Annotated in this window: 16 protein-coding genes; 13 read left to right on the top strand and 3 right to left on the bottom strand. The window is 60.9% G+C overall.

The features are described from left to right. Positions 1-3: 3 nt before the first annotated feature. The 4 genes from SSKA14_RS02870 to SSKA14_RS02855 all read left to right on the top strand — a co-directional run bounded on the left by SSKA14_RS02870 (position 4) and on the right by SSKA14_RS02855 (position 7,074). Positions 4-1,227, top strand: coding sequence for a TolC family protein (locus SSKA14_RS02870; RefSeq protein ID WP_008266451.1), 1,224 nt, complete (start codon positions 4-6; stop codon positions 1,225-1,227). After that, a complete protein-coding gene (locus SSKA14_RS02865; RefSeq protein WP_032961315.1) occupies positions 1,228-2,397 on the top strand; it encodes an efflux RND transporter periplasmic adaptor subunit in 1,170 nt (389 codons plus the stop codon). Further along, a complete protein-coding gene (locus tag SSKA14_RS02860) occupies positions 2,397-5,642 on the top strand; it encodes a CusA/CzcA family heavy metal efflux RND transporter (RefSeq protein WP_008266162.1) in 3,246 nt (1,081 codons plus the stop codon). Before SSKA14_RS02865 ends, SSKA14_RS02860 begins: the two co-directional genes overlap by 1 nt. Positions 5,643-5,739: 97 nt before the next feature. Further along, the gene (locus SSKA14_RS02855) at positions 5,740-7,074 is read left to right on the top strand and encodes an MFS transporter (protein ID WP_008267238.1); all 1,335 of its coding nucleotides are present in this window, start codon (positions 5,740-5,742) and stop codon (positions 7,072-7,074) included. Positions 7,075-7,185: 111 nt separating this feature from the next. Here SSKA14_RS02855 and SSKA14_RS02850 read toward each other — a convergent pair whose 3' ends face one another. Beyond that, positions 7,186-7,509, bottom strand: a complete 324-nt coding sequence (locus SSKA14_RS02850) for a hypothetical protein (RefSeq protein WP_008264507.1) — start codon at positions 7,507-7,509, stop codon at positions 7,186-7,188. 379 nt (positions 7,510-7,888) lie between these two features. Here SSKA14_RS02850 and SSKA14_RS02845 point away from each other — a divergent pair, with 379 nt between their 5' ends. The 9 genes from SSKA14_RS02845 to SSKA14_RS02805 all read left to right on the top strand — a co-directional run bounded on the left by SSKA14_RS02845 (position 7,889) and on the right by SSKA14_RS02805 (position 17,090). Continuing rightward, a complete protein-coding gene (locus SSKA14_RS02845) occupies positions 7,889-8,539 on the top strand; it encodes a HupE/UreJ family protein (protein WP_223224807.1) in 651 nt (216 codons plus the stop codon). 19 nt (positions 8,540-8,558) lie between these two features. Further along, positions 8,559-9,209 carry a hypothetical protein gene (locus SSKA14_RS02840; RefSeq protein WP_008264806.1) on the top strand — a complete coding sequence of 217 codons (651 nt, stop codon included), beginning with the start codon at positions 8,559-8,561 and terminating at the stop codon, positions 9,207-9,209. A 129-nt stretch (positions 9,210-9,338) separates the two neighbouring features. Next, positions 9,339-9,704, top strand: coding sequence for a hypothetical protein (locus SSKA14_RS23235; RefSeq protein WP_075075811.1), 366 nt, complete (start codon positions 9,339-9,341; stop codon positions 9,702-9,704). Between the two features lie 88 nt (positions 9,705-9,792). Then, entirely contained in the window at positions 9,793-11,043 is a 1,251-nt protein-coding gene (locus SSKA14_RS02830) for a TolC family protein (protein ID WP_075075812.1), read from the top strand. Continuing rightward, entirely contained in the window at positions 11,040-12,272 is a 1,233-nt protein-coding gene (locus SSKA14_RS02825) for an efflux RND transporter periplasmic adaptor subunit (RefSeq protein ID WP_040006894.1), read from the top strand. Before SSKA14_RS02830 ends, SSKA14_RS02825 begins: the two co-directional genes overlap by 4 nt. 9 nt (positions 12,273-12,281) lie before the next feature. Continuing rightward, a complete protein-coding gene (locus SSKA14_RS02820; protein ID WP_032961302.1) occupies positions 12,282-15,419 on the top strand; it encodes a CusA/CzcA family heavy metal efflux RND transporter in 3,138 nt (1,045 codons plus the stop codon). Between the two features lie 29 nt (positions 15,420-15,448). After that, positions 15,449-16,147, top strand: coding sequence for a HupE/UreJ family protein (locus tag SSKA14_RS02815; protein WP_008264906.1), 699 nt, complete (start codon positions 15,449-15,451; stop codon positions 16,145-16,147). Between the two features lie 16 nt (positions 16,148-16,163). Further along, on the top strand, positions 16,164-16,805 hold the full coding sequence (locus SSKA14_RS02810; protein ID WP_032961297.1) for a hypothetical protein: 642 nt from the start codon (positions 16,164-16,166) through the stop codon (positions 16,803-16,805). Positions 16,806-16,844: 39 nt separating this feature from the next. Next, positions 16,845-17,090 carry a hypothetical protein gene (locus SSKA14_RS02805; RefSeq protein WP_008267212.1) on the top strand — a complete coding sequence of 82 codons (246 nt, stop codon included), beginning with the start codon at positions 16,845-16,847 and terminating at the stop codon, positions 17,088-17,090. Between the two features lie 282 nt (positions 17,091-17,372). On the opposite strand, the gene SSKA14_RS02800 is transcribed toward SSKA14_RS02805, so the two are convergent. After that, positions 17,373-19,295: a TonB-dependent receptor gene (locus SSKA14_RS02800; protein ID WP_226053493.1), complete on the bottom strand. Its 1,923-nt coding sequence runs from the start codon at positions 19,293-19,295 to the stop codon at positions 17,373-17,375. Positions 19,296-19,570: 275 nt separating this feature from the next. After that, entirely contained in the window at positions 19,571-20,305 is a 735-nt protein-coding gene (locus SSKA14_RS23230; protein ID WP_083797294.1) for an SDR family NAD(P)-dependent oxidoreductase, read from the bottom strand. Between the last annotated feature and the right edge of the window lie 51 nt (positions 20,306-20,356).

The raw sequence follows: 20,356 nt of genomic DNA, 5'->3' as shown, positions 1-20,356 counted from the left end.
CTCATGAAACCATCATTGCTTGCCCTGACGGTGATGCTGGCCCTGACCAGTATCTCTGCGGCCTATGCCTCGGACGCCCCGAACTTCAGCGCGTTGCTCGAGCAGAGCAGGGCCCAATCCCCCTTCCTTCAGGAAAAGGGGTTCGACACAGCTGCCGCTGCGGGCGAAGCCCGCCAAGCGCGAGCGCTACGTAACCCCACCATTGATGCCCTCGCAGAGAATCTCAACGCTCCCCCCAGCAATGGCGCGAGCCAGCGGCAGACGACCTACACCATCAGCCAGCCACTCGAGATCTTTGGCCAACGTGGGGCTCGAATCCAGGCGGGAGAGAAAGGGCTGCAGGCGGCCGAAGCTCGCCAGCACCAGGCGCAAGTCGAATTCGCCGCAGCCTTGGCTGTTGCCTACGCGTCTTCCGAAGCTGGGCTGATACGGCGCGACATTGCTGCCGAAGATGTTGATCGCGCCAGAGGCGACCTGAAGGCAGCTCAGGCGCTGGTTGACGCAGGAAAGGAGGCCAGCCTGCGCGTAGCACAAGCCCAGGCAGGCTTGAGCTCAGCAGAAGCGATTGCCGCCTCAAGAGAGGCAGAGGCGGCTGCAGCTCTCGAGCAACTGTCAGTACTGGCGGGAAGAGCGGAACCCTACTCAGGCACGTCCGAGTCACTCCTGGTGCGCGAGTGGGTTGCGCCCGCAATTGCGAACGTCGATTCGGCATCTGTCCTGTCTGCGAAGGCAGACGTCGACGCGAGCGATGCGGTTCTGCGCACTGAACGCTTCAAGCGGGCACCGGACCTGAACCTCACCGCAGGCCGTCGCAACTTCGCCGCCGGTGGGGACGCATTGGTCGTCGGCGTGTCTCTGAGCATCCCATTGTTTGACCGGAACAGTGGCGGGATCAGCGCGGCTCGAGCACGGAGCGACGCCGCCCGTGCTCGATTGGATGCCGCACGCCTCCAGAGCCAGGCGGACCGTGCGACTGCGCTTGCGCGTGTTGACGCCGCCAAGCGAGGACTGATCGCTGCCTCCAAGGGAGAGGAAGCAGCCACGGAAGCCTACCGAATGGCGCGCTTGGGATACGAGGCCGGTAGAACCCCACTGGTTGAGCTGCTGCTTAGCCGTCGCACGCTGACGGACGCGAGGCTGAGCGTGGTGGATGCACGACTCGCACGCGTTGCCGCCTACGCATCGCTCGCCGTGGCCAGCGGTCAGATTGCCTTTGGAGACATGTAGATGAAGAGAAGTATTCCGGCTGTTAACACCCTGACGATGATCGGCGTGGCTACCTTGGCGCTTGGCGCAGGATTTGGCATTGCACGCTTATCCGCCCCTTCAGAGACGGTGGTCGACCCCGCGAAAGACGAAGCCAGCGCCAGTGCGCCGGCGGAGGCGGCTCAGGAAGTCGCGATTCCCAAGGAGTATGTTGCCGCTGCGGGGATCTCGGTGGAGCCCGTCACTTCCGCTCAGGTAGCGGCGAACATCACCGCATCGGGTTCGGTCGTGGCAATCCCCGGTGGTGAGGCCGTCGTGGTGGCACGTGCGGCCGGTAACGTCACCGATGTCATCCGGCAGGTGGGCGACAAGGTGAAGAAGGGCGAAGTGCTGGCACGCGTAGCCAGCCCTGATGGGGCCCGTATTGCGGCTGACCTTCGTGTGGCCAGCGCCAGCCTCTCCCTCGCCGAAAAGAACGTCAAGCGCGATGAGTCGTTGCTCGCACAGGGCGTGTTGGCACGACAAGAGGCCGAGGCGAGTCGCGCCGCTTATCTCACAGCGCAAGCAGAAGCACAACGCGCTGCCCTGGTGGCACGCACCGCCAATGTGGATGGAGGAGGTAGCGTCAACGTCATCAGCCCTATCGATGGAACCATCAGCAGCTCGCAAGTGACTCTGGGCGCTTTCGTCGAGCCGCAGGCCTCCCTCTATAGGGTCACAGGTTCCAATGGCGTGGAGATTCAGGCCTCCGTTCGTGCGGGTGACACCGGTCGGATCAAGGCCGGCGACAGCGCGTCCATTACCCGCTCCGACGGAAGCGTCACCTCAGGCAAGGTCCGTTCAGTTGCTGCCGCCGTAGGTGGGCTGACAAGGGCTGCCACAGTCGTAATCACCCCGAGCGCAGAGGCGAACGGATTGGTTGTGGGTGACGGTGTGCAGGTCCGGCTGGTCACCGCTTCCGGATCGGGTGAGGGGCTGTCTGTCTCGGAAGAGGCGGTCCAGAACATCGACGGAAAAGACGTCCTCTTCGTCAGAACCAGTAAGGGGTTCACTGCACAGCCGGTCTTCATTGGCCTCCGTAGCGGTGGTATGGCGCAGATCCTTTCTGGCGTCACTGCGGGAACCCCGGTTGCTACCCGTAATGCGTTTCTGGTGAAGGCCGAGATGAAAAAGTCGGGCGGAGACGAGTAATGATCGAGCAAGTACTTACGGGTGCCGTACGGCACCGCTGGCTGGTTCTGTTCATCACACTGGTGATTGCGGTGATCGGCGGGTGGCAACTGAACCTGCTACCGATCGACGTGACTCCGGATATCACGAACAAGCAGGTCCAGATCAACACCGTCATCCCGACGCTGAGTCCAGTGGAGGTCGAGAAGCGCGTTACCTACCCGATCGAGACCGCGATGGCAGGACTTCGGGGCGTCGCGAACACCCGGTCGTTCTCGCGCAACGGCTTCAGCCAGGTCACGGTGATCTTCGATGAGAGCGCAGACCTCTACTTCATGCGCCAACAGGTCACCGAGCGACTGACTCAGGCTCGGCCCCAGTTGCCGGAGGGTGCCGAACCGCTGATGGGCCCGGTTTCGACCGGGTTGGGCGAAGTATTCCACTACAGCGTTGAATTCACCCACCCAGATGGCAAAGATGCCCCGCGAAATGATGGTAAGCCTGGCTGGCAAAGCGACGGTTCGTTCCTGACTGATCAGGGGGAACGGCTGACGGACAACATGGCACGTCTGGCCTACTTGCGCACAGTCCAGGACTGGATTGTGCGGCCTCAGCTGCGCACGACGCCGGGCGTAGCAGACGTCGACAGCCTCGGCGGCTACGTCAAGGAGTATGTCGTTGAGCCCAATGCGAGCAAGCTCGCAGAGTACGGGTTCTCCTATACCGACCTAGCCGACGCGTTGCAGGATGCCAACCTGTCGGTCGGAGCAGACTACATCCAGAGGTCGGGCGAGTCCTATCTGGTGCGCGCAGACGCCCGCATCCGCTCCGTGGACGAGATTGCCCGTGCCGTTGTGGGCAATCGCAACGGAGTTCCCGTAACAGTGGGAGACGTCGCACGTGTGGTCGTTGACGGTGAGCTCCGCCGCGGTGCCGCCAGCCGCAATGGCTACGAGACCGTCGTTGGCAGCGCACTCATGCTGGTTGGCGCCAACAGCCGAACTGTGGCGGCCGCAGTGGGTGACAAGCTGCAGGAGATCGGCAAGACCATGCCGCCGGGCGTGAGGATTGTTCCCACGCTGGACCGATCCCAGCTGGTTGTCGCAACGATCAAGACCGTCGCCAAGAACCTGGCCGAAGGCGCTCTTCTAGTCGTGGTCATCCTATTTGCATTGCTCGGAAACTGGCGAGCTGCTGTCATTGCTGCATTGGTGATTCCGTTGTCCCTGCTGATCACCGCGATCGGCATGAACAAGCTCGGGATCTCTGGCAACCTGATGAGTCTGGGTGCGCTCGACTTTGGCCTGATCATCGACGGCGCGGTCATCATCGTCGAGAACGCGCTGCGCCGTTTGGCAGAGCGACAGCATGCACTTGGGCGCCCACTCAATCTATCGGAGCGGCTGCATGAAACGATCGCCTCGTCCAAGGAGATGGTCCGCCCGACCGTGTATGGGCAGGCGGTCATCTTCCTGGTCTTCGTGCCATGCCTGACCTTCCAGGGCGTCGAGGGAAAGATGTTCTCCCCGATGGTAATTACCCTGATGCTGGCGCTGGCCTCTGCATTCGTGCTCTCCCTCACTTTCGTTCCGGCGATGGTGGCGGTCATGCTCAAGGGCCACATTTCCGAGAAAGAAGTACGGGTAGTCGCTGCCACCAAGAGCCGCTATCAGCCGATGCTTCGCAGCGCAATCCGCCAACCCATGCCCTACCTGGCCGGTGGTCTTGGCGTCCTGGTGGCCGGCGTTGTGGCCTTTGGCTTTGTGGGTCGGGAGTTCATGCCCACATTGGATGAGCAGAATCTCAACCTGTCCTCCGTTCGCATCCCGTCCACATCGATCGAGCAGTCCGTCGCCATCGACCTTCCTCTTGAGAAGGCACTGATGACGTTGCCGGAGGTACAGACGGTGTACTCCAAGGCCGGTACCGCAAGCCTGGCCGCAGATCCCATGCCGCCCAACGCGTCCGACAACTACGTGATCCTCAAGCCCAAGGACCAATGGCCGGATGGAGTGAAGACCAAAGAGCAGGTGATCGAGAGGATTCGAGAGAAGACAGCCTTTCTTGTTGGTAACAACTATGACGCCACCCAGCCCATCGAGATGCGCTTCAATGAGCTGATCGGCGGCGTTCGTAGCGACGTTGCAGTCAAGATCTATGGCGAAGACCTGACGGCGCTTGCCGGCAGCGCTGACAAGATTGCGAGCGTCCTCAAGAAGATTCCGGGCGCATCGGATGTCCGTGTGGCGCAAACGGGAGGCTTCCCGACCTTTGACATGGCATTCGACCGGGCCGCGATCGCCCGTTACGGACTGACCGTCAAGGAAGTGGCCGACACAGTGTCTGCTGCGCTGGCAGGTCGCATGGCGGGCCAGATCTTCGAAGGTGATCGGCGCTTCGACGTAGTGGTTCGTCTGCCCCGTGTGGACCGCAGCGATCTCGATGTACTGGGAGCCGTTCCGGTCATGCTGCCGCCAGGCAGTCAGGAAGGCCGTCAGTCTGTTCCGCTTCGTGAATTGGTCAGCTTCCGCTTCACGCAGGGTCTGAACGAAGTCAGCCGCGACAATGGCAAACGTCGAATCTATGTGGAAGCGAATGTGGTCGGGCGTGACCTGGGTAGCTTCGTTGACGACGCCAAGGCGGCTATTGGCCAGCAGGTGCAGTTGCCCACCGGTTCCTGGATCGAATGGGGCGGGCAGTTCCAAAATCTGCAGGCAGCAACGAAGCGACTGGCGATCATTGTGCCTCTCTGCTTCATCCTCATTGCGGCCGTCCTCTACATGGCGATTGGCAACGGTTTGCTGACAGGTACGGTACTGACTGCAGTGCCACTTGCTCTGGCCGGTGGATTCTTCGCATTGGCGTTGAGAGGAATCCCCTTCTCGATCTCAGCCGCTGTGGGCTTCATCGCGGTATCTGGTGTCGCGGTGCTCAACGGCCTGGTTCTGATCTCCGCGATCAAGAAACGCCTGCACGAGGGGCTTCCGCCAGATGAGGCGGTCGAACTGGGTGCAATGGAGCGCGTCAGACCGGTTCTTATGACCGCGCTGGTTGCCTCCCTGGGCTTCGTCCCGATGGCGATTGCAACGGGTACGGGCGCCGAAGTGCAGAAGCCACTGGCTACAGTGGTTATCGGGGGTCTTGCCACGGCAACCGTACTGACGCTGTTCGTGCTGCCTGCGCTGTGCGGGCTGGTACTCCGAAGAACTGCGCGCAGGAAGGCCGCGGGCATTGAAGACCCCCTGCCGGTACCCGAAGTCGATTGAGCACAAGCCCCTTCCACGGCTTCACGTCCTGCCCTACGGATCGGATTACGATCCGCAGGGCAGCGGCGCTTTCCACTGTTCCATCTAGAGGTGAGCCATGATCGAGGTCCTACGCTTTCCAACATTCAGGAACCTGTTCGCTGCGCAGGTTATCGCGCTGATCGGCACGGGCTTGGCTACCGTGGCGCTCTCTCTTTTGGCCTATGACCTGGCGGGGGCTGAGGCGGGCGCTGTGCTAGGTACGGCTCTGGCAATCAAGATGATTGTCTACGTGCTGTTGGCCCCTCTGTCCGGAGCGATCGTCCCGGCAAATCTACGCAAACCGGTGCTTATTGCCCTCGACCTGGTGCGGGCGGGCGCGGCGCTTTGTCTGCCGTTCGTCAACCAGATCTGGCAGGTGTACCTGCTCATTGCCTTGCTGCAGTCGGCCTCGGCGTGCTTCACCCCTCTGTTCCAGTCGACGATCCCGGAAATCCTGAAGGAGGAACGCGACTACACCCGAGCACTGTCCCTGTCGCGCCTGGCCTATGACCTGGAGAGCCTGCTGAGTCCCGCGTTGGCCGCTGCTCTGCTGACGCTGATCAGCTTCCACGGCCTGTTCGCTGGTACGTCCGTAGGCTTCGTGATATCCGCCATGCTGGTGTTCTCAACTGCATTCCCCTTCGTTGCTCCTTCCCTGAGAAAGGACGGTCCCTACGCCCGCGCGATTCGAGGAATGCGGATCTACCTGAAGACGCCCAGGCTGAAAGGGTTGCTTGCCCTTAATCTGTGTGCGGCCGCCGGCGGCGCCATGGTGTTCGTGAACACTGTCGTCGTGGTGCGCAACGTTCTCGGCGGAGCAGAGTCACAGGTGGCATGGGCGCTGGCAGCTTTCGGTGGCGGTTCGATGCTGACGGCGCTTGTCCTCCCCAAGGTTCTCGATCGGGTGGCTGACAGGCGTGTGATGCTCTCCGCAGCCCTTGCAATGTGCATTGTACTTGTGACCCTCAGTCTTACCTGGCTGCTCTCGCCCTCCTCCATAGGTTGGCCCATCGTGCTCGCCGGCTGGGCATTGTTGGGGATGAGCTATGCGGGGCTGGTGACTCCTGGCGGCAGATTGCTGCGACGATCAGCGGAATCCACCGATCTGCCATTCCTGTTCGCAGCGCAGTTCTCTCTCTCCCACGTGTGTTGGCTGATTGCCTACCCTCTGGCGGGAACCGTGGGTGCGAAGTTTGGAATGCCAGTGGCGATCATGGCACTGGCAGTAGTCGGCATCGCCGGATTCGTGTTCGCCTGGAGAATCTGGCCCGCCCATGACCCGGACGAGATTTCCCACGGTCACGACGATCTGGCTGCGGACCATCCCCACTGGGCGGAACACGCCTCTTCCAACGGCAAGCATTCACATCGGTATGTCATCGACGACGTGCACCCTCGTTGGCCTGGATGACGGAAACTTGAACAAGGGGCGCGAGAGGGCATTTTCACCGCTCGCGCCCGACGTTGTCATATCGACTTTGCCAGAACAAGCCTCTAGTCTTTGCCCGTGCGATCCCTTCGTCTACCAACCAGCGTGCTGTTGCGCAGCTGCATCTTCATGATGCTGGTGGCGAGTCTGCTCGTGCGACCCGTCCTGAATCATCTGGGTGAGCTGCACGGCTTGCAGCACATCGTGCAGGCTGCGGTGGAACATGGTCACCCCCATGTTGGGGTGAGTGATGCCGCAGACCGTGATCTTGAACACGCGGTTGGATTGCACAGCCTGTTGCACCAGGCCGATCTGACGGCTTCTGTAGGCATCTTGGCCAGCCTTGCTGGACCCGCTCGAGTTGATCTGAGCGATATCCATCCCTGGCACCAGCCAGCGGCAGAGCTTCAGCATCATCGCTCATCCCTGTTCAGGCCTCCTATCGCCTGAGACCCAGGCATCGTGCTCGCACTGAGCAGAGGCTTGGCAGCGCCCGTCCAGTCAATCCTTACTGGACGTTCGTCGCTGCAAGAAATTATTCATTCGTTCCCCGCCCGGACCCCGCTTACGCGCAGTGATCCGTGTGACGTGCCGTGCGCGCCTTCTGCGCACTCGTAGCACGTTGCGCCGGTTCCCAGTGTCGTAGCGGATAGCTTTGGCGGAGGTCCGCTGACCGCATTCGTAGATCCTCATCATGATCCCCAGTTCTGAATCCGGGACGCTCTCGCGCGTCCTTCTCCAACCCCCACTACTGTCGCACTGGCCGCGAACTCTACTCGCACTGCTTTCCCTGTTCATGCTGCTACTCACAGCTGACGGGGCGTTGGCTCACGCGATCGCCGAAGGCGACAAGGGCTACATCCAGGAAATATCTGGAGTAAATCTGATCGCATTCGCCTATCTGGGCGCGAAACACATGGCCACCGGCTATGACCACATCCTGTTCCTCCTGGGCGTGGTGTTCTTCCTGTACCGGATGAAGCATGTCGCGCTGTATGTGACGCTGTTCGCGATCGGGCACTCCACAACGATGCTGCTGGGTGTGCTGTTCAACGTGGGCATCAACAGCTACCTGATCGACGCAATCATTGGTCTGTCTGTGGTCTACAAGGCCTTGGACAATCTGGGCGCCTACCAGCGTTGGTTCGGCTTCCAGCCAAACACAAAGGTTGCGACGTTGATCTTCGGCCTGTTCCACGGCTTTGGTCTGTCAACCAAGATCATCGAGTACGACATCTCACCCGATGGTCTGTTGCCCAACCTGCTTGCGTTCAACGTCGGCGTGGAGATCGGCCAGATCCTCTCGCTTGGCGCGATTCTGATCGCAATGGGCTACTGGCGCCGCACGCCCAGCTTCTTCAAGCACGCCTACACCGCCAATGCCGCCATGCTCTGCGCCGGATTCATTCTGATCGGCATGCAGCTCACTGGCTACTTCGTTTCCTGACTTTCAAGAGAACTACATCATGTACAACAGTAAGCCCGCCGAAGGCGACCTTCCCACCAGCCGCCAGCTGGGACGCACCACCGCAATTGCCGCCGGCATCGCCATCATCCTCCTGGTTGGAGTGGTGATGCCATCTGAGTACGGAATCGATCCCACTGGTGTTGGTCGGGTACTTGGTCTGAAGGAAATGGGGGAGATCAAGGAACAGCTTGCCGAGGAAGCGGCAGCTGACGCTGCGATGGACGCAAAGGCCGCCGAAGACGAGGCAGCCGCCCTGCTGACGCAGGTGTCCACGCAGAACCGTAAGACCGTTGAAGTTGCTCAGAAGCCTGCCGCGAGTAATGCGGCCACCGCTGCCGAATGGCGGGACGAAGAACAGGTTGTCCTGACGCCGGGCCAGGGCACCGAGATCAAGCTCGTCATGAAGGCGGGCGAGCGCGCCAGCTACCAGTGGTCTGTTGAAGGCGGCGTCGTGAACTTCGACACCCACGGAGACGGCGGCGGTCGAGCGATCAGCTATGAGAAGGGTCGAGGGGAAGCCACCAAGCAGGGGGTGCTCCTGGCTGCCTTCGATGGCAACCACGGATGGTTCTGGCGCAACAGGGGCGAGGAGCCCGTAACGCTTCTGCTCCGCACCGGAGGGGAGTACGAGTTGATCAAGAAGATGTAAACCGCAGCGGTGAGCGGTGGCCGGGTGCGCTTAAGGCCCGGCCACCGCCCTATGTGGGGTATTTCCGATGGGCTGCGCCCAGTTTCGGCCCCTCGACAACCCCAGCCAGCCCCGCTTAAGCTAACCCATATGCGTCTTTCCGCCCGCCACGGCCTTGCCCTCAGGATCAGCTTCTTTGCGCTGATGCTGTTGAGTGTCGTTGCGCGGCCGATGGTGATCCAGCTCAGCGAACTGCACGGATTGGAACATGACATCGCAGCAGCGGTGGATCATGGCCATTCACATGCCGGCGGTGCGGGCGACAATCTGGACCCGGATCACGCCACTGGCGCTCATGCGGTACTGCATCAGGCAGACGCGAGTTTCGCTGGAAGCTTGTTCACGCCCCACGTCTACCTGGCTTCACTACCGCTGGCCGGTGAAGTCCATGCTCTGCGACTTCTGAGGGTGCCTGCAGGGCACCCGGCGTCACCCTTCCGACCTCCGATCGTCTGACGACCCTAGCTGCGCTCTAGCAGCCTGAGCGCGCCTCCCGTGTAGCGGGACGCGGCGCGTCGTTCTGACTTTCTTTCCGGAGGCTTCCGTGAAATTCCGTAGTGTGTGGGCGCTGGCTGTTGCCGGCGCCTGCGGTGTGGCCCTTCCTGGCCACGCCGCCGAAGTGCTGCGCCTGGAGGATGCGGTTGCCCGCGCCCTTGGCACTCACCCAAGCGTGCAGGCAGATGCCGCACAAATAGAGGCGACAAAGAACCGTGCGGCGCGAGAGGGCTTAGCAGCCCCGTTGGTGCTCGGCGGAGAACTGGAGAACGTGGCCGGTAGTGGCAGCGTGCGAGGTATGGACGCTGCCGAGGCAACGTTCCGGGTATCCAAGATTCTGGAACTGGGTGGCAAGCGGGCGGCCCGCCAAGCGCTTGGCGGCGCGGAGGTCGATGCAGCCCAGCGAGAGGCTGATGTGACCCGGGTGGCCATCGCCACACGCACCGCTGGTCGATTCATCGACGTGCTTGCGGCGCAGGAGCATGTCGAGCATGCGGAAGAGCGGATTCGTATGGCCCGCGCGCTCCAGCGAGAGGTGGCCCGCTGGGTCTCTGCGGCACGGAACCCGGACTCAGACCTGAGGGCCGCTGAAATCGCCCTGGCCGATGCAGAGCTCAAGCGTGATCAAGCAGTCCAGCGGTTGGAGGCATCGCGCATGGCGCTTGCGTCTTCCTGGGGCTCTTTCACCGCTGACTTCGACACCGTCGCCGGCGATACAAACATCCTCCCCCCGCTGGATGACTACCAGACGCTGTCCGAACGCCTTCAGAACGCGCCACAGCAACGTGCCTTCGATGCCCAGTCCAGAATTCTTGCCGCGCGCCGCGATGTCGCCGTTTCCAGCGCGAAGCCTGACGTGAGTGTTGGATTTGGACTTCGCCGTCTTGAAGCAACGAAGGACAGTGGCTTGGTCATGTCGATCTCGGTTCCCTTGGGAACCCGGCGTCGATCAGCCTACTCGGTATCCGAAGTCGACTACGAACTGAGTGCGCTCAAGTCACGCCGTGAAGCACAAATGTTGGAGCTCAACCAGGAGCTGTTCGGAGTCTATCAACAGCTGCGCCAAGCGCAGTTGGAGGTCACCTCCGTTCGTGAGCGGCAGCTCCCCAAGGCGGAGCAGGCGATGAATCAGAGCCGTCGTGGCTTCGAGGAGGGTCGATTCTCCTATCTCGCATTGAGCCAGGCGCAGAAGACGCTGTTCGACCTTCGTGAGCGCGAAGTCGAGTCCGCCGCACTCTATCTCCGATTGCTGGTCGAGGCAGATCGCCTCACCGCCTCCGCCCAGGATATCCGCCCATGAATCGTTACGCCCTTCTTATGTTGCTTCCGCTGGCACTGGCCGCCTGTGGCGGTGAAAAGCCGGTTGAGAAAGAAGCCGCAGAGTCCACCGCCGCGGCCGGCGACTACGAGCGCGGCCCCAACCGCGGTCGCATGCTCCGCGATGGTGATTTCGCACTTGAAGTCACCGTCTATGAAACCAACACGCCTCCTCAGTTCCGCCTCTACGCCTATCGAAATGACAAGCCGATCTCACCGAATGAGGTGAAGGCAACAATGCAGTTGAAGCGCCTCGACGGTGAGGTCAATGATTTCACTTTCACCGCCGAAAACGACTATCTCGTGGGGAACGGCGAGGTCGTGGAACCTCATTCTTTCGACGTGAAGGCAGACGCAGTGGTAGGAGGAAAGACACACACCTGGTCCTATCAGTCCTATGAGGGCCGTACCACCATCGAGCCAAGCGCTGCCAAGGATGCGGGTGTGGTGGTGGAAGAGGCTACCGCTGGCACTATCCGCGATACGGTCACGCTGATGGGGAACATCGCGGTCAACACTGGCCGCCAGGCCGCCGTCAAAGCACGATTCCCAGGTATTGTCCGCAGCGTGTCGGTCGAGATGGGCCAACGCGTTTCCGCAGGGCAGACGCTGGCGACGGTTGAAGGCAATGACAGCATGCGCACCTACGCGGTGATTGCTCCCTTCAGCGGCATCGTTCTTGCGCGCAACACCAGTGTTGGTGATGTGGCCGCCGACAACACACTGTTCGACGTTGCCGATCTGTCAGAGGTCTGGGTCGATCTACGAGCTCTGGGCACTGACGCCGAGCGTCTCGCTCCAGGTCAAGCAGTGCGGATCCGTTCCGCCACGGGTGCCTTGGAGACTGAAGGTAGGCTCCAAAGCCTGCTTCCGCTGGCAAGCAGCGGCCAAAGCGTGGTTGCGCGCGTGAGTATCCCCAATGGTGACGGCAAGTGGCGTCCAGGAATGGCTGTCTCGGCCGAGGTCATCATTGCCGAGACACCTGTTCCACTGGCCGTCAAAGAGTCAGGGCTCCAGCGATTTCGCGACTTTACCGTCGTATTTGCGCAGGTGGGCGATACCTATGAGGTGCGCATGCTTGAGCTTGGAAAGCGTGATGGCGAGTGGGCAGAGGTTCTTGGCGGACTGAAGCCCGGAACGCGGTACGTCGCCGAGCAGAGCTATCTGATCCGTGCAGACATCGAGAAGTCTGGCGCCAGCCACGACCACTAAGGATCCATCATGCTAGAGCGAATCATTCGCGCGTCCATCGCGCATAGATGGCTTGTGCTGCTTCTGGTCCTGGCGCTGTCAGGCTTGGGCATCTGGAACTACAGCAAGCTGCCAATCGACGCCGTCCCTGACATCACCAATGTCCAGGTCCAGATCAACACCGAAGCACCGGGCTACTCTCCACTGGAGGCAGAGCAGCGGGTAACGTTCCCCGTCGAGACAGCCTTGGCCGGCTTAGCCAAGCTGGAGTACACGCGGTCCATCTCGCGTTATGGTCTCTCCCAGGTCACCGTTGTATTCGAAGACGGTACCGACATCTACTTCGCGCGGCAGCAGGTGGCCGAGCGCTTGCAGCAAGCCGCATCCCAGCTCCCAACTGGGCTGAAGCCAACGCTGGGCCCGGTCGCCACCGGTCTCGGTGAGATCTTCATGTACACCGTGGAAGCCGAGAAGGGTGCTGAAGAGACCTGGACGCCGATGGCGCTTCGTACCCTCCAGGATTGGGTGGTACGCCCCCAGATGCGACATCTGAAAGGTGTTACAGAGGTCAACACCGTCGGTGGCTATGTGCGGCAGTTCCACATCACGCCTGACCCGCGCAAGCTTCAGGCGTACGAGCTGACCATGCAGGATGTGATGGAGGCCGTGGCGCGCAGCAATGCGAACGTGGGTGCCGGCTACATTGAAAAGAGTGGTGAACAGTACCTTGTGCGCGTTCCTGGCCAAGTGGCGGACATGGACGGCCTGCGCAAGATCGTGGTCGCCAATCGCGAGGGGCTGCCGCTTCGCGTCGGTGACCTCGCAGACGTTCACGAGGGCACCGAACTGCGAACGGGTGCAGCGACCAAAGATGGCAAGGAAGTGGTACTTGGTACTGCATTCATGCTCATTGGTGAGAACAGCCGCGAAGTCGCTCAGCGAACCGCTGCCAAGCTGAAGGAGATCGACGAGACGCTTCCAGAAGGTGTCCGCGCGCATGCGGTCTATGACCGTACGGAGCTGGTCGACCGCACCATTGAAACCGTCAAGAAGAACCTACTGGAAGGTGCCCTGCTGGTCATTGCGGTGCTGTTCCTTCTGCTCGGAAATCTTCGCGCCGCACTGATCACGGCCGCGGTCATTCCTTTGACCATGCTGCTGACCATCTCCGGCATGGTCCAGAACCGTGTCTCAGCAAATCTGATGAGCTTGGGTGCGCTGGACTTCGGTCTGATCGTCGACGGCGCGGTCATCATTGTTGAGAACTGTCTGCGCCGCTTCGGCGAGCGTCAGCACGCCCTGGGGCGTCTGTTGACCCGGGATGAGCGCTTTGCTTTGGCCGCCAGCGCCAGTGCCGAGGTGATCAAGCCCAGCTTGTTCGGCTTGTTCATCATTGCCGCCGTCTACATCCCGATCTTTGCGCTCTCCGGCGTGGAAGGAAAGATGTTCCACCCGATGGCCCTGACCGTCGTTATCGCGCTGACTGGTGCGATGGCATTGTCCCTCACGTTCGTTCCCGCTGCGGTTGCTCAGTTTGTCACGGGCAAGGTCTCGGAGAAGGAAACCAAGGCTATGCGGGGCGTAACCAAGCTGTATGGCCCGATGCTGGAGCGGGCAGTCAGTGCTCGCAAACTGGTTGTGGGTGGTGCAGCCGTCCTCACCGTACTGGCGGGTCTTCTGGCCAGTCGCATGGGCACTGAGTTCATTCCGAATCTGGACGAAGGTGATATTGCGCTTCACGCGCTGCGCATTCCCGGCACTAGTCTGACGCAAGCCATCGGCATGCAGCGCCAGCTTGAAGCGACCATCAAGAAGTTCCCCGAGGTGGATGAGGTTGTCGCAAAGATCGGCACAGCAGAGGTAGCGACCGACCCCATGCCACCGTCGGTCGCAGACACCTTCATCATGCTCAAGGATCGCGACCAATGGCCTGATCCCCGCAAGCCAAAGGCGCAGCTCATTGCTGAGCTGGAGAAGGCTGTCCGAGCAATTCCCGGCAACAACTACGAGTTCACCCAGCCCGTGCAGATGCGCATGAACGAGCTGATTGCCGGTGTACGCGCCGAGGTGGCGGTGAAGTTGTACGGTGACGACCTGGATCAGCTGGCGCAGATCGGCAGCCAGATCGAGGACGCCGCAGGTTCCATCCCAGGCGCCGCAGACGTGAAGTTAGAGCAGATCAGTGGTCTGCCTCTTATGACCATCACGCCTGACCTGGGTGCTTTGGCCCGCTATGGCGTTTCGATCGACGAGGTCCAGAAGACCATCTCTGTTGCGCTGGGCGGTGAGGCGGTCGGTCAGGTCTTTGAGGGTGATCGTCGCTTCGACATCGTCGTTCGTCTGCCCGAGAACCTGCGTCAGGACACCCGGACGCTCGCATCGCTACCGGTAGCCGTCGCCGTCGGGGCCAGTTCCGGCGAACAGAGAGCGTTCGTTCCGCTGGGGCAGCTGGCTAAAGTTGAAGTTGCGCCAGGCCCAAACCAGGTCAGTCGCGAGAACGGCAAGCGTCGCGTCGTCATCACCAGCAACGTACGTGGTCGCGACCTTGGTTCGTTCGTAGAGGAGCTGCGAGAGAAGGTTGGTCAGGAGGTGCAGTTGCCGGAAGGCTACTGGATTGAGTATGGCGGTACCTTCGAGCAGCTCATCTCTGCCAGCAAGCGGCTGTCCGTGGTCGTGCCGGTCGTCCTGGTGATGATCTTCGGCTTGCTCTTCATGGCGTTCGGCTCGGGCAAGGATGCTGCCATCGTGTTCAGCGGCGTTCCACTTGCGTTGACCGGTGGCGTGGTGGCTCTGTGGATGCGTGACATACCCCTGTCCATTTCTGCAGGCGTGGGGTTCATCGCGCTGTCGGGCGTCGCCGTGCTCAACGGCCTGGTCATGATCAGCTTCATCAAGAGCCTTAGGGAACAGGGCACTCCCCTGCACCAAGCGGTAACCGAAGGTGCACTGACCCGGCTGCGCCCCGTGCTGATGACGGCCCTGGTTGCCAGCCTGGGCTTCCTGCCAATGGCCCTAAACGTTGGGGCTGGCGCGGAAGTTCAGCGCCCGCTGGCGACGGTCGTTATCGGCGGAATCATCTCCTCCACGCTGCTGACCTTGCTGGTGTTGCCGGCGCTCTATCGCCTCATCCACCGCGAAGGGGATGAGCGGAAGGAGGACGCAGCGTGAACCCGTCCATCTCAACCCCTCCCAGGAACATGCAGTTGACCATTTCCAAACGAACCCAAGCGTGGCTCTACCTGCTTGCAGCCATCCTTCTGCCTTGCGTTGCTTGGGCGCATGGCGTCAGTGAAGGCGACCAGGCCTTCCTGGAAGACAGTACCGGCCTGCAGCTCATCGCGTTCACGTACCTCGGCGCCAAGCACATGGTGACTGGATACGACCACCTCCTGTTTCTGTTCGGGGTGATCTTCTTCCTGTACCGGATGCGTGATGTCAGCATCTACGTGACGTTGTTCGCGATCGGCCACAGCACCACCTTGCTGCTAGGTGTCCTGGGCGGATTGCATGTGAATGCGTACCTGGTCGACGCAATCATTGGCCTGTCGGTTGTCTACAAGGCGCTGGACAACATGGGCGCGTTCAAGCGCTGGTTTGGGGTACAGCCCAACACCAAAGCCGCCGTGCTGATCTTTGGCTTCTTCCATGGCTTTGGTCTAGCGACAAAGCTGCAGGATTTCTCGCTCTCACCTGACGGGCTTGTCCCAAACATGCTCGCCTTCAACGTGGGGGTCGAGATCGGACAGCTGCTCGCGCTCGCAGGCATCTTGATCGTGATGGGCTTCTGGCGCCGCTTGCCGTCATTCCATCGACAGGCGTACAGCATCAACACCGCCCTTATGTGCGCCGGCTTCGTGCTTGTTGGCATGCAGCTCACCGGCTACTTCGTTTCCTGAATCTACAGAGGTACTCATGTCCATCACGCTTTCCAATCAGCTGCCCAGCACTCGCAAGCTGCTGAAATCCACCGCCCTGGCCGCTGCCGTTGCAGGGGTGATTCTGCTCACCACCGTGCTTCCCGCGGAGTACGGAATCGACCCTACGGGCGTAGGTAAGGTTCTGGGTCTGGACGCCCTAGCCTCCACTGACCAGGTAGAGGCCGTAGCTCCCCCAGTTCCGGCATCTGCTGGCAGCGCCGAAGCCGTCTCGGCGCTGTTCGAGAAGGCCAAGGTTGCCTTCGGGAGCAATGGCAAGCAGGCCTTCGAACCCGCCGCTGTCTCTCTCGCCAGCACTCCTTTACGGCAGGACTCACTGACGATCGAGCTTGCCCCTGGTAAGGGCCAGGAGGTGAAGGCCCATATGGCTCAGGGCGCTGGGATGGTTTTCAGCTGGAAGGCCACGTCTGATGTTGCCGTGGACATGCACGGCGAGCGTCCCGACGTGAAGGGCCCCTGGACCAGCTACGCCGTTGAAGGCGCCCAGCGTCAGGCCGAGGGAACGTTCATTGCTCCCTTTGAAGGTACCCATGGGTGGTACTGGCAGAACCGCGGCAGCACCCCCGTGATCATCGAGGTGCAAATTACCGGCTACCAAGCCGACCTCTACCAGCCGTGACACCCGGCATAACGCCGAAATCAACCTAGGAGAAGCAACATGAAGAATCGTTTTGCCCTCATCAGCGTCCTTTTCGCTTCCATTGCAGCGTCCGCATCGGCCTTCGCACATGATCCGGCGCTTCATGCCGAGTCGGAAGTGAAGGAGGCGCCTAAGGCAAAGCCTGCTACGTGTGAACAGCTGGCTGACCGGACGAAGTTCAAGGTGGATCTTGCCGATCCTCAGACCAAGGCGCTGAAGGACAGGTGCGACGCTCAGGCGCAGTCGGCTGCGAAGAAGAAGTAATTGATTGCGGCGAATGGTCCGGCTTGGGTGAAGTCGGACCATTCGTCTTTACCCTTGAGCCAAGCGAATAGTGCCAGCGTCGTCCTACAAATAGACCTCGGTTAGACCCTCATTCTTCCAACAGGCTCGCTCTCGAATGCTAGCGTTTGACCGGAGGATTGCGATTAGAGCCGCACTCGGGCTTACATTCTCCAAACCCGAGTGCGGCAAAGTTCATTTGCAATCATCGACGTGATCGAACGTGCTGAACCGAACGCAATCTCCTGACCTGATCAACCCGCCTTAGAAGCGCGCGGTCGCGCCCACAAAGAGCGTGCGTGCGCCGCCGTCGTAATTATTGCCTTCTTCAAGCGTGGAAACATCACCCAAGTTCAGTACGCCGACGCGCAAGGTCAGGTTTTCGTTCACATCGAGAGCGGTGACCAGATCCACCGTGGTGTATGCCTTGGCGAAGGTAGGTCTGGACGAAGACACAAGCTGCTTCCCGATGTGTTGCGCGCTGAGGTTAAGCGACCATGCATCGGACACGCTCCAGTTCAGCGAAGTGTTGGCGGTGATCTTCGGCACCACTAGCAGGCTGGCGCCGGTGGTGCGGTTCTTCGATTCCAACATGCGTGTGGCGTTGGTGGTCCAGCTCAGTCGCTCGTGCAGCGGCACGGTCACACTGGCTTCCACGCCTCGCGTGCGAGCCTTCTGGATGTTCTGCGCCACCGTCCACCAGAAGCCGTTTACGAAGCTAGTGTTCTGGCCTGGGATCTCGCGCAGCGGCACCTGTTCGATCTTGTCGTCGAAGTTGGTCAGGAAGTAGGTGGCCGATGCGGACCAGCCGTTCTGGTCGAAGCCCACGCCAAGCTCATAGTTGGTGCTGGTTTCCGGTTTCAGGTTCGGGTTACCGGCCATGTAGCAGCCGGTCGTGCCGTCGGCGTTGATCAGCCGGCTGTTCCAGCCTTCCGGGGTCAGGCTGCCGCAGCCGCGTCCCAGAGACTGGGTGGCCGCACCAGCGGTGCCCTGCTTAAGATTGGGCGCGCGGAACCCTTTGGAGACACCGCCGCGTACTGTCCATGCGTCTGCCGGGTGCCACACGCCGTAGATGCGCGGGCTCACGTTGTCGTCGTAGTTGTCGGTGTTGTCCCAGCGCACGCCCAGAGTCAGCACGAAGCGCTCGTGCAGGGTGATGTGGTCTTCGGCGAACAAGGCCCATGAGTCCGCTTCACTGGTCGGGCTGATGCGGCTGCTGCCGGTCCAAGTCACAGGTACGGTACCGATGGTGTCGCTGTTTTCCAGCTGCTCGCGCTTCCACTGACCACCCACGTTCAGGCTGTGCTCGAAGCCCCAATGGAAAGCGGTGGTGAAGGCAGTATCGAACACCGTTTCCTTCGAATGGTTGCCCACCGCACTGCCCTTGTCTTGGTAGTCGTTCCGCACAAGGGTGGTCTTGGAGGTGGTGGAGTCGCCGTAACGGCCATCATGGCCCAGCACGTAACCGGTCTGTACCAGCTTGGACAGACCCCAGGCATATACATCACCGCTGCCGGTGTTGCGCTGCACGCCGCGCGACCCTTCTATGGTCAGTGCGTGGTCATCGTTGAGGCGCCAGTGGAACTGCAGGTTGGCATTCTCCGCCTTGCTGCCCGGAGTCTGGCCCTCAAGGCGATCGGACTTGCGGTCGGTCACGTTGGCCCCGATGCGGATCCCCAGGTTGTCGGTCAGTGGGCCGCTGAAAAGGGCACCCATCTGCGTGGTATCACCGCGGGTGGATGAATCGGGCACGCTGTGGTTCAAGGTGACCGAGCCGCCCCAGTGGTCGGAAATCTTGCGGGTAATGATGTTGATCACGCCGCCCATCGCATCCGAACCGTATAGCGACGACATCGGGCCGCGCACCACTTCTATTCGTTCGATCATGTCCGGCGACAGCCAGTTCAGATCCTGCGGACCCAGGTCGTCGCGGTAGTTCACGCCGGAGGAGTTGCCCTGGCGGCGGCCGTCGATCAGGATCAGCGTGTACTGCTCGGGCAGTCCACGCAGGCGGATCTTCGACTGCGCTCCGGACAGTGCATAGCCACCGGTCACTCCAGGGACGGTACTCAGCAGCTGGCCGATGCTGGTGACCGGCTTACGCTCGATCTCCTCGCGGCTGATAACGCTAATGCTGGCTGGCGCATCCCTGATCCACTGCTGGGCACCGGTGGCGGTAACGACCAAGGTGTCCAACTGCTTGACGGAGGAGGCATGCGTCAAAGCTTCAGCGCTGGCATGCGAAGAAAGGGCCAGACCAATAGCAACTGTCAGCGTGGGAAGAGCAAGTCGTGACTTCAGGTATGTGTGCGACATCTCGGGGTAATCCGGTAACGGGCATTATTGCTGGGGAATGGCTGCCTCGCTTGATTCCGGAAAACGCCCATATCGGGTCGAGGGCTGGCTTGCGTCTTGAGGTCAGGTATCAAACTGTGGCCGACCGATGCTGTCTGGGCAGCACCTCAGCTGGACTGGCTCATGCTCCAAGTCGTCCATACGCCGGTCCGCAAGGTCCGCGGTTGCTGCAAGCAATAGACAATCTGCGAGGCTACATCCTGCGCGGCCATGAATTCGCTCAAACGGGGATCGTCGGCCGTGCGACCGTGACCCACGGCAAAAGATGTATGAGTACCTGCGGGGCAGATGGCACTCACGCGAATCCCATCTTTCCTTACTTCTCGGTCCAAGCCGCCCGCAAAAATGAGCTGGGCGGCCTTGGTACCTGCGTAGACGGCTTCGTCCGCCCCACTGCGATGAGCTGCGACGCTCGATACGATCAAAATATCCCCGCCACCAACGCTACGAAGATGAGGGAGGAAAGCACGTACCGTGAGGACCGTTCCGAGATAGTTGATTTCACACATTTCGATGACTTGATCATCGCTTGCGTCAGCGACTCCGCCGTAGTAGCCAACCCCGGCGTTGGCCACTACCGAATGTACGCTTCCAAAGTGATCAATGCCGCAAGATGCGAAGGCACCCACGCTATCCGGATCGCGCACATCCAGACGCATCCAGTAGGCGCGATCAGCGCCGAACTCATCCTGTAGCCGCTTGAAGTCACCTAAACGCCTGGATCCTCCAAGAACGCTTCCACCACTGCGTAAGATCATCTCCGCCGTTGCCAGTCCGATCCCCGAACCGGCGCCAGTAATGGCAACGCAGCAGTTTCTAAGGCTGTAACTTGCTTCTGTCAAGGTCTATCTCCTACGTTCGTTGGCGACCAGGTGTAGTTGAGTCATGAAAGG

Origin of the sequence: Stenotrophomonas sp. SKA14, from assembly GCF_000158575.1 — a bacterium.
Taxonomy (GTDB): domain Bacteria; phylum Pseudomonadota; class Gammaproteobacteria; order Xanthomonadales; family Xanthomonadaceae; genus Stenotrophomonas; species Stenotrophomonas forensis.
This window is presented reverse-complemented; position numbering and strand designations above follow the sequence as displayed.

Bases quoted from the DNA above. Each gene is read 5' to 3' on its own strand.
- SSKA14_RS02860 (WP_008266162.1), top strand. From the start codon at position 2,397: ATGATCGAGCAAGTACTTACGGGTGCCGTACGGCACCGCTGGCTGGTT.
- SSKA14_RS02840 (WP_008264806.1), top strand. From the start codon at position 8,559: ATGTACAACAGTAAGCCCGCCGAAGGCGACCTTCCCACCAGCCGCCAG.
- SSKA14_RS02845 (WP_223224807.1), top strand. From the start codon at position 7,889: ATGCTGCTACTCACAGCTGACGGGGCGTTGGCTCACGCGATCGCCGAA.
- SSKA14_RS02815 (WP_008264906.1), top strand. From the start codon at position 15,449: ATGCAGTTGACCATTTCCAAACGAACCCAAGCGTGGCTCTACCTGCTT.
- SSKA14_RS02825 (WP_040006894.1), top strand. From the start codon at position 11,040: ATGAATCGTTACGCCCTTCTTATGTTGCTTCCGCTGGCACTGGCCGCC.
- SSKA14_RS02870 (WP_008266451.1), top strand. From the start codon at position 4: ATGAAACCATCATTGCTTGCCCTGACGGTGATGCTGGCCCTGACCAGT.
- SSKA14_RS23235 (WP_075075811.1), top strand. From the start codon at position 9,339: ATGCGTCTTTCCGCCCGCCACGGCCTTGCCCTCAGGATCAGCTTCTTT.
- SSKA14_RS02855 (WP_008267238.1), top strand. From the start codon at position 5,740: ATGATCGAGGTCCTACGCTTTCCAACATTCAGGAACCTGTTCGCTGCG.
- SSKA14_RS02810 (WP_032961297.1), top strand. From the start codon at position 16,164: ATGTCCATCACGCTTTCCAATCAGCTGCCCAGCACTCGCAAGCTGCTG.
- SSKA14_RS02820 (WP_032961302.1), top strand. From the start codon at position 12,282: ATGCTAGAGCGAATCATTCGCGCGTCCATCGCGCATAGATGGCTTGTG.
- SSKA14_RS02850 (WP_008264507.1), bottom strand. From the start codon at position 7,509: ATGATGCTGAAGCTCTGCCGCTGGCTGGTGCCAGGGATGGATATCGCT.
- SSKA14_RS02865 (WP_032961315.1), top strand. From the start codon at position 1,228: ATGAAGAGAAGTATTCCGGCTGTTAACACCCTGACGATGATCGGCGTG.
- SSKA14_RS02805 (WP_008267212.1), top strand. From the start codon at position 16,845: ATGAAGAATCGTTTTGCCCTCATCAGCGTCCTTTTCGCTTCCATTGCA.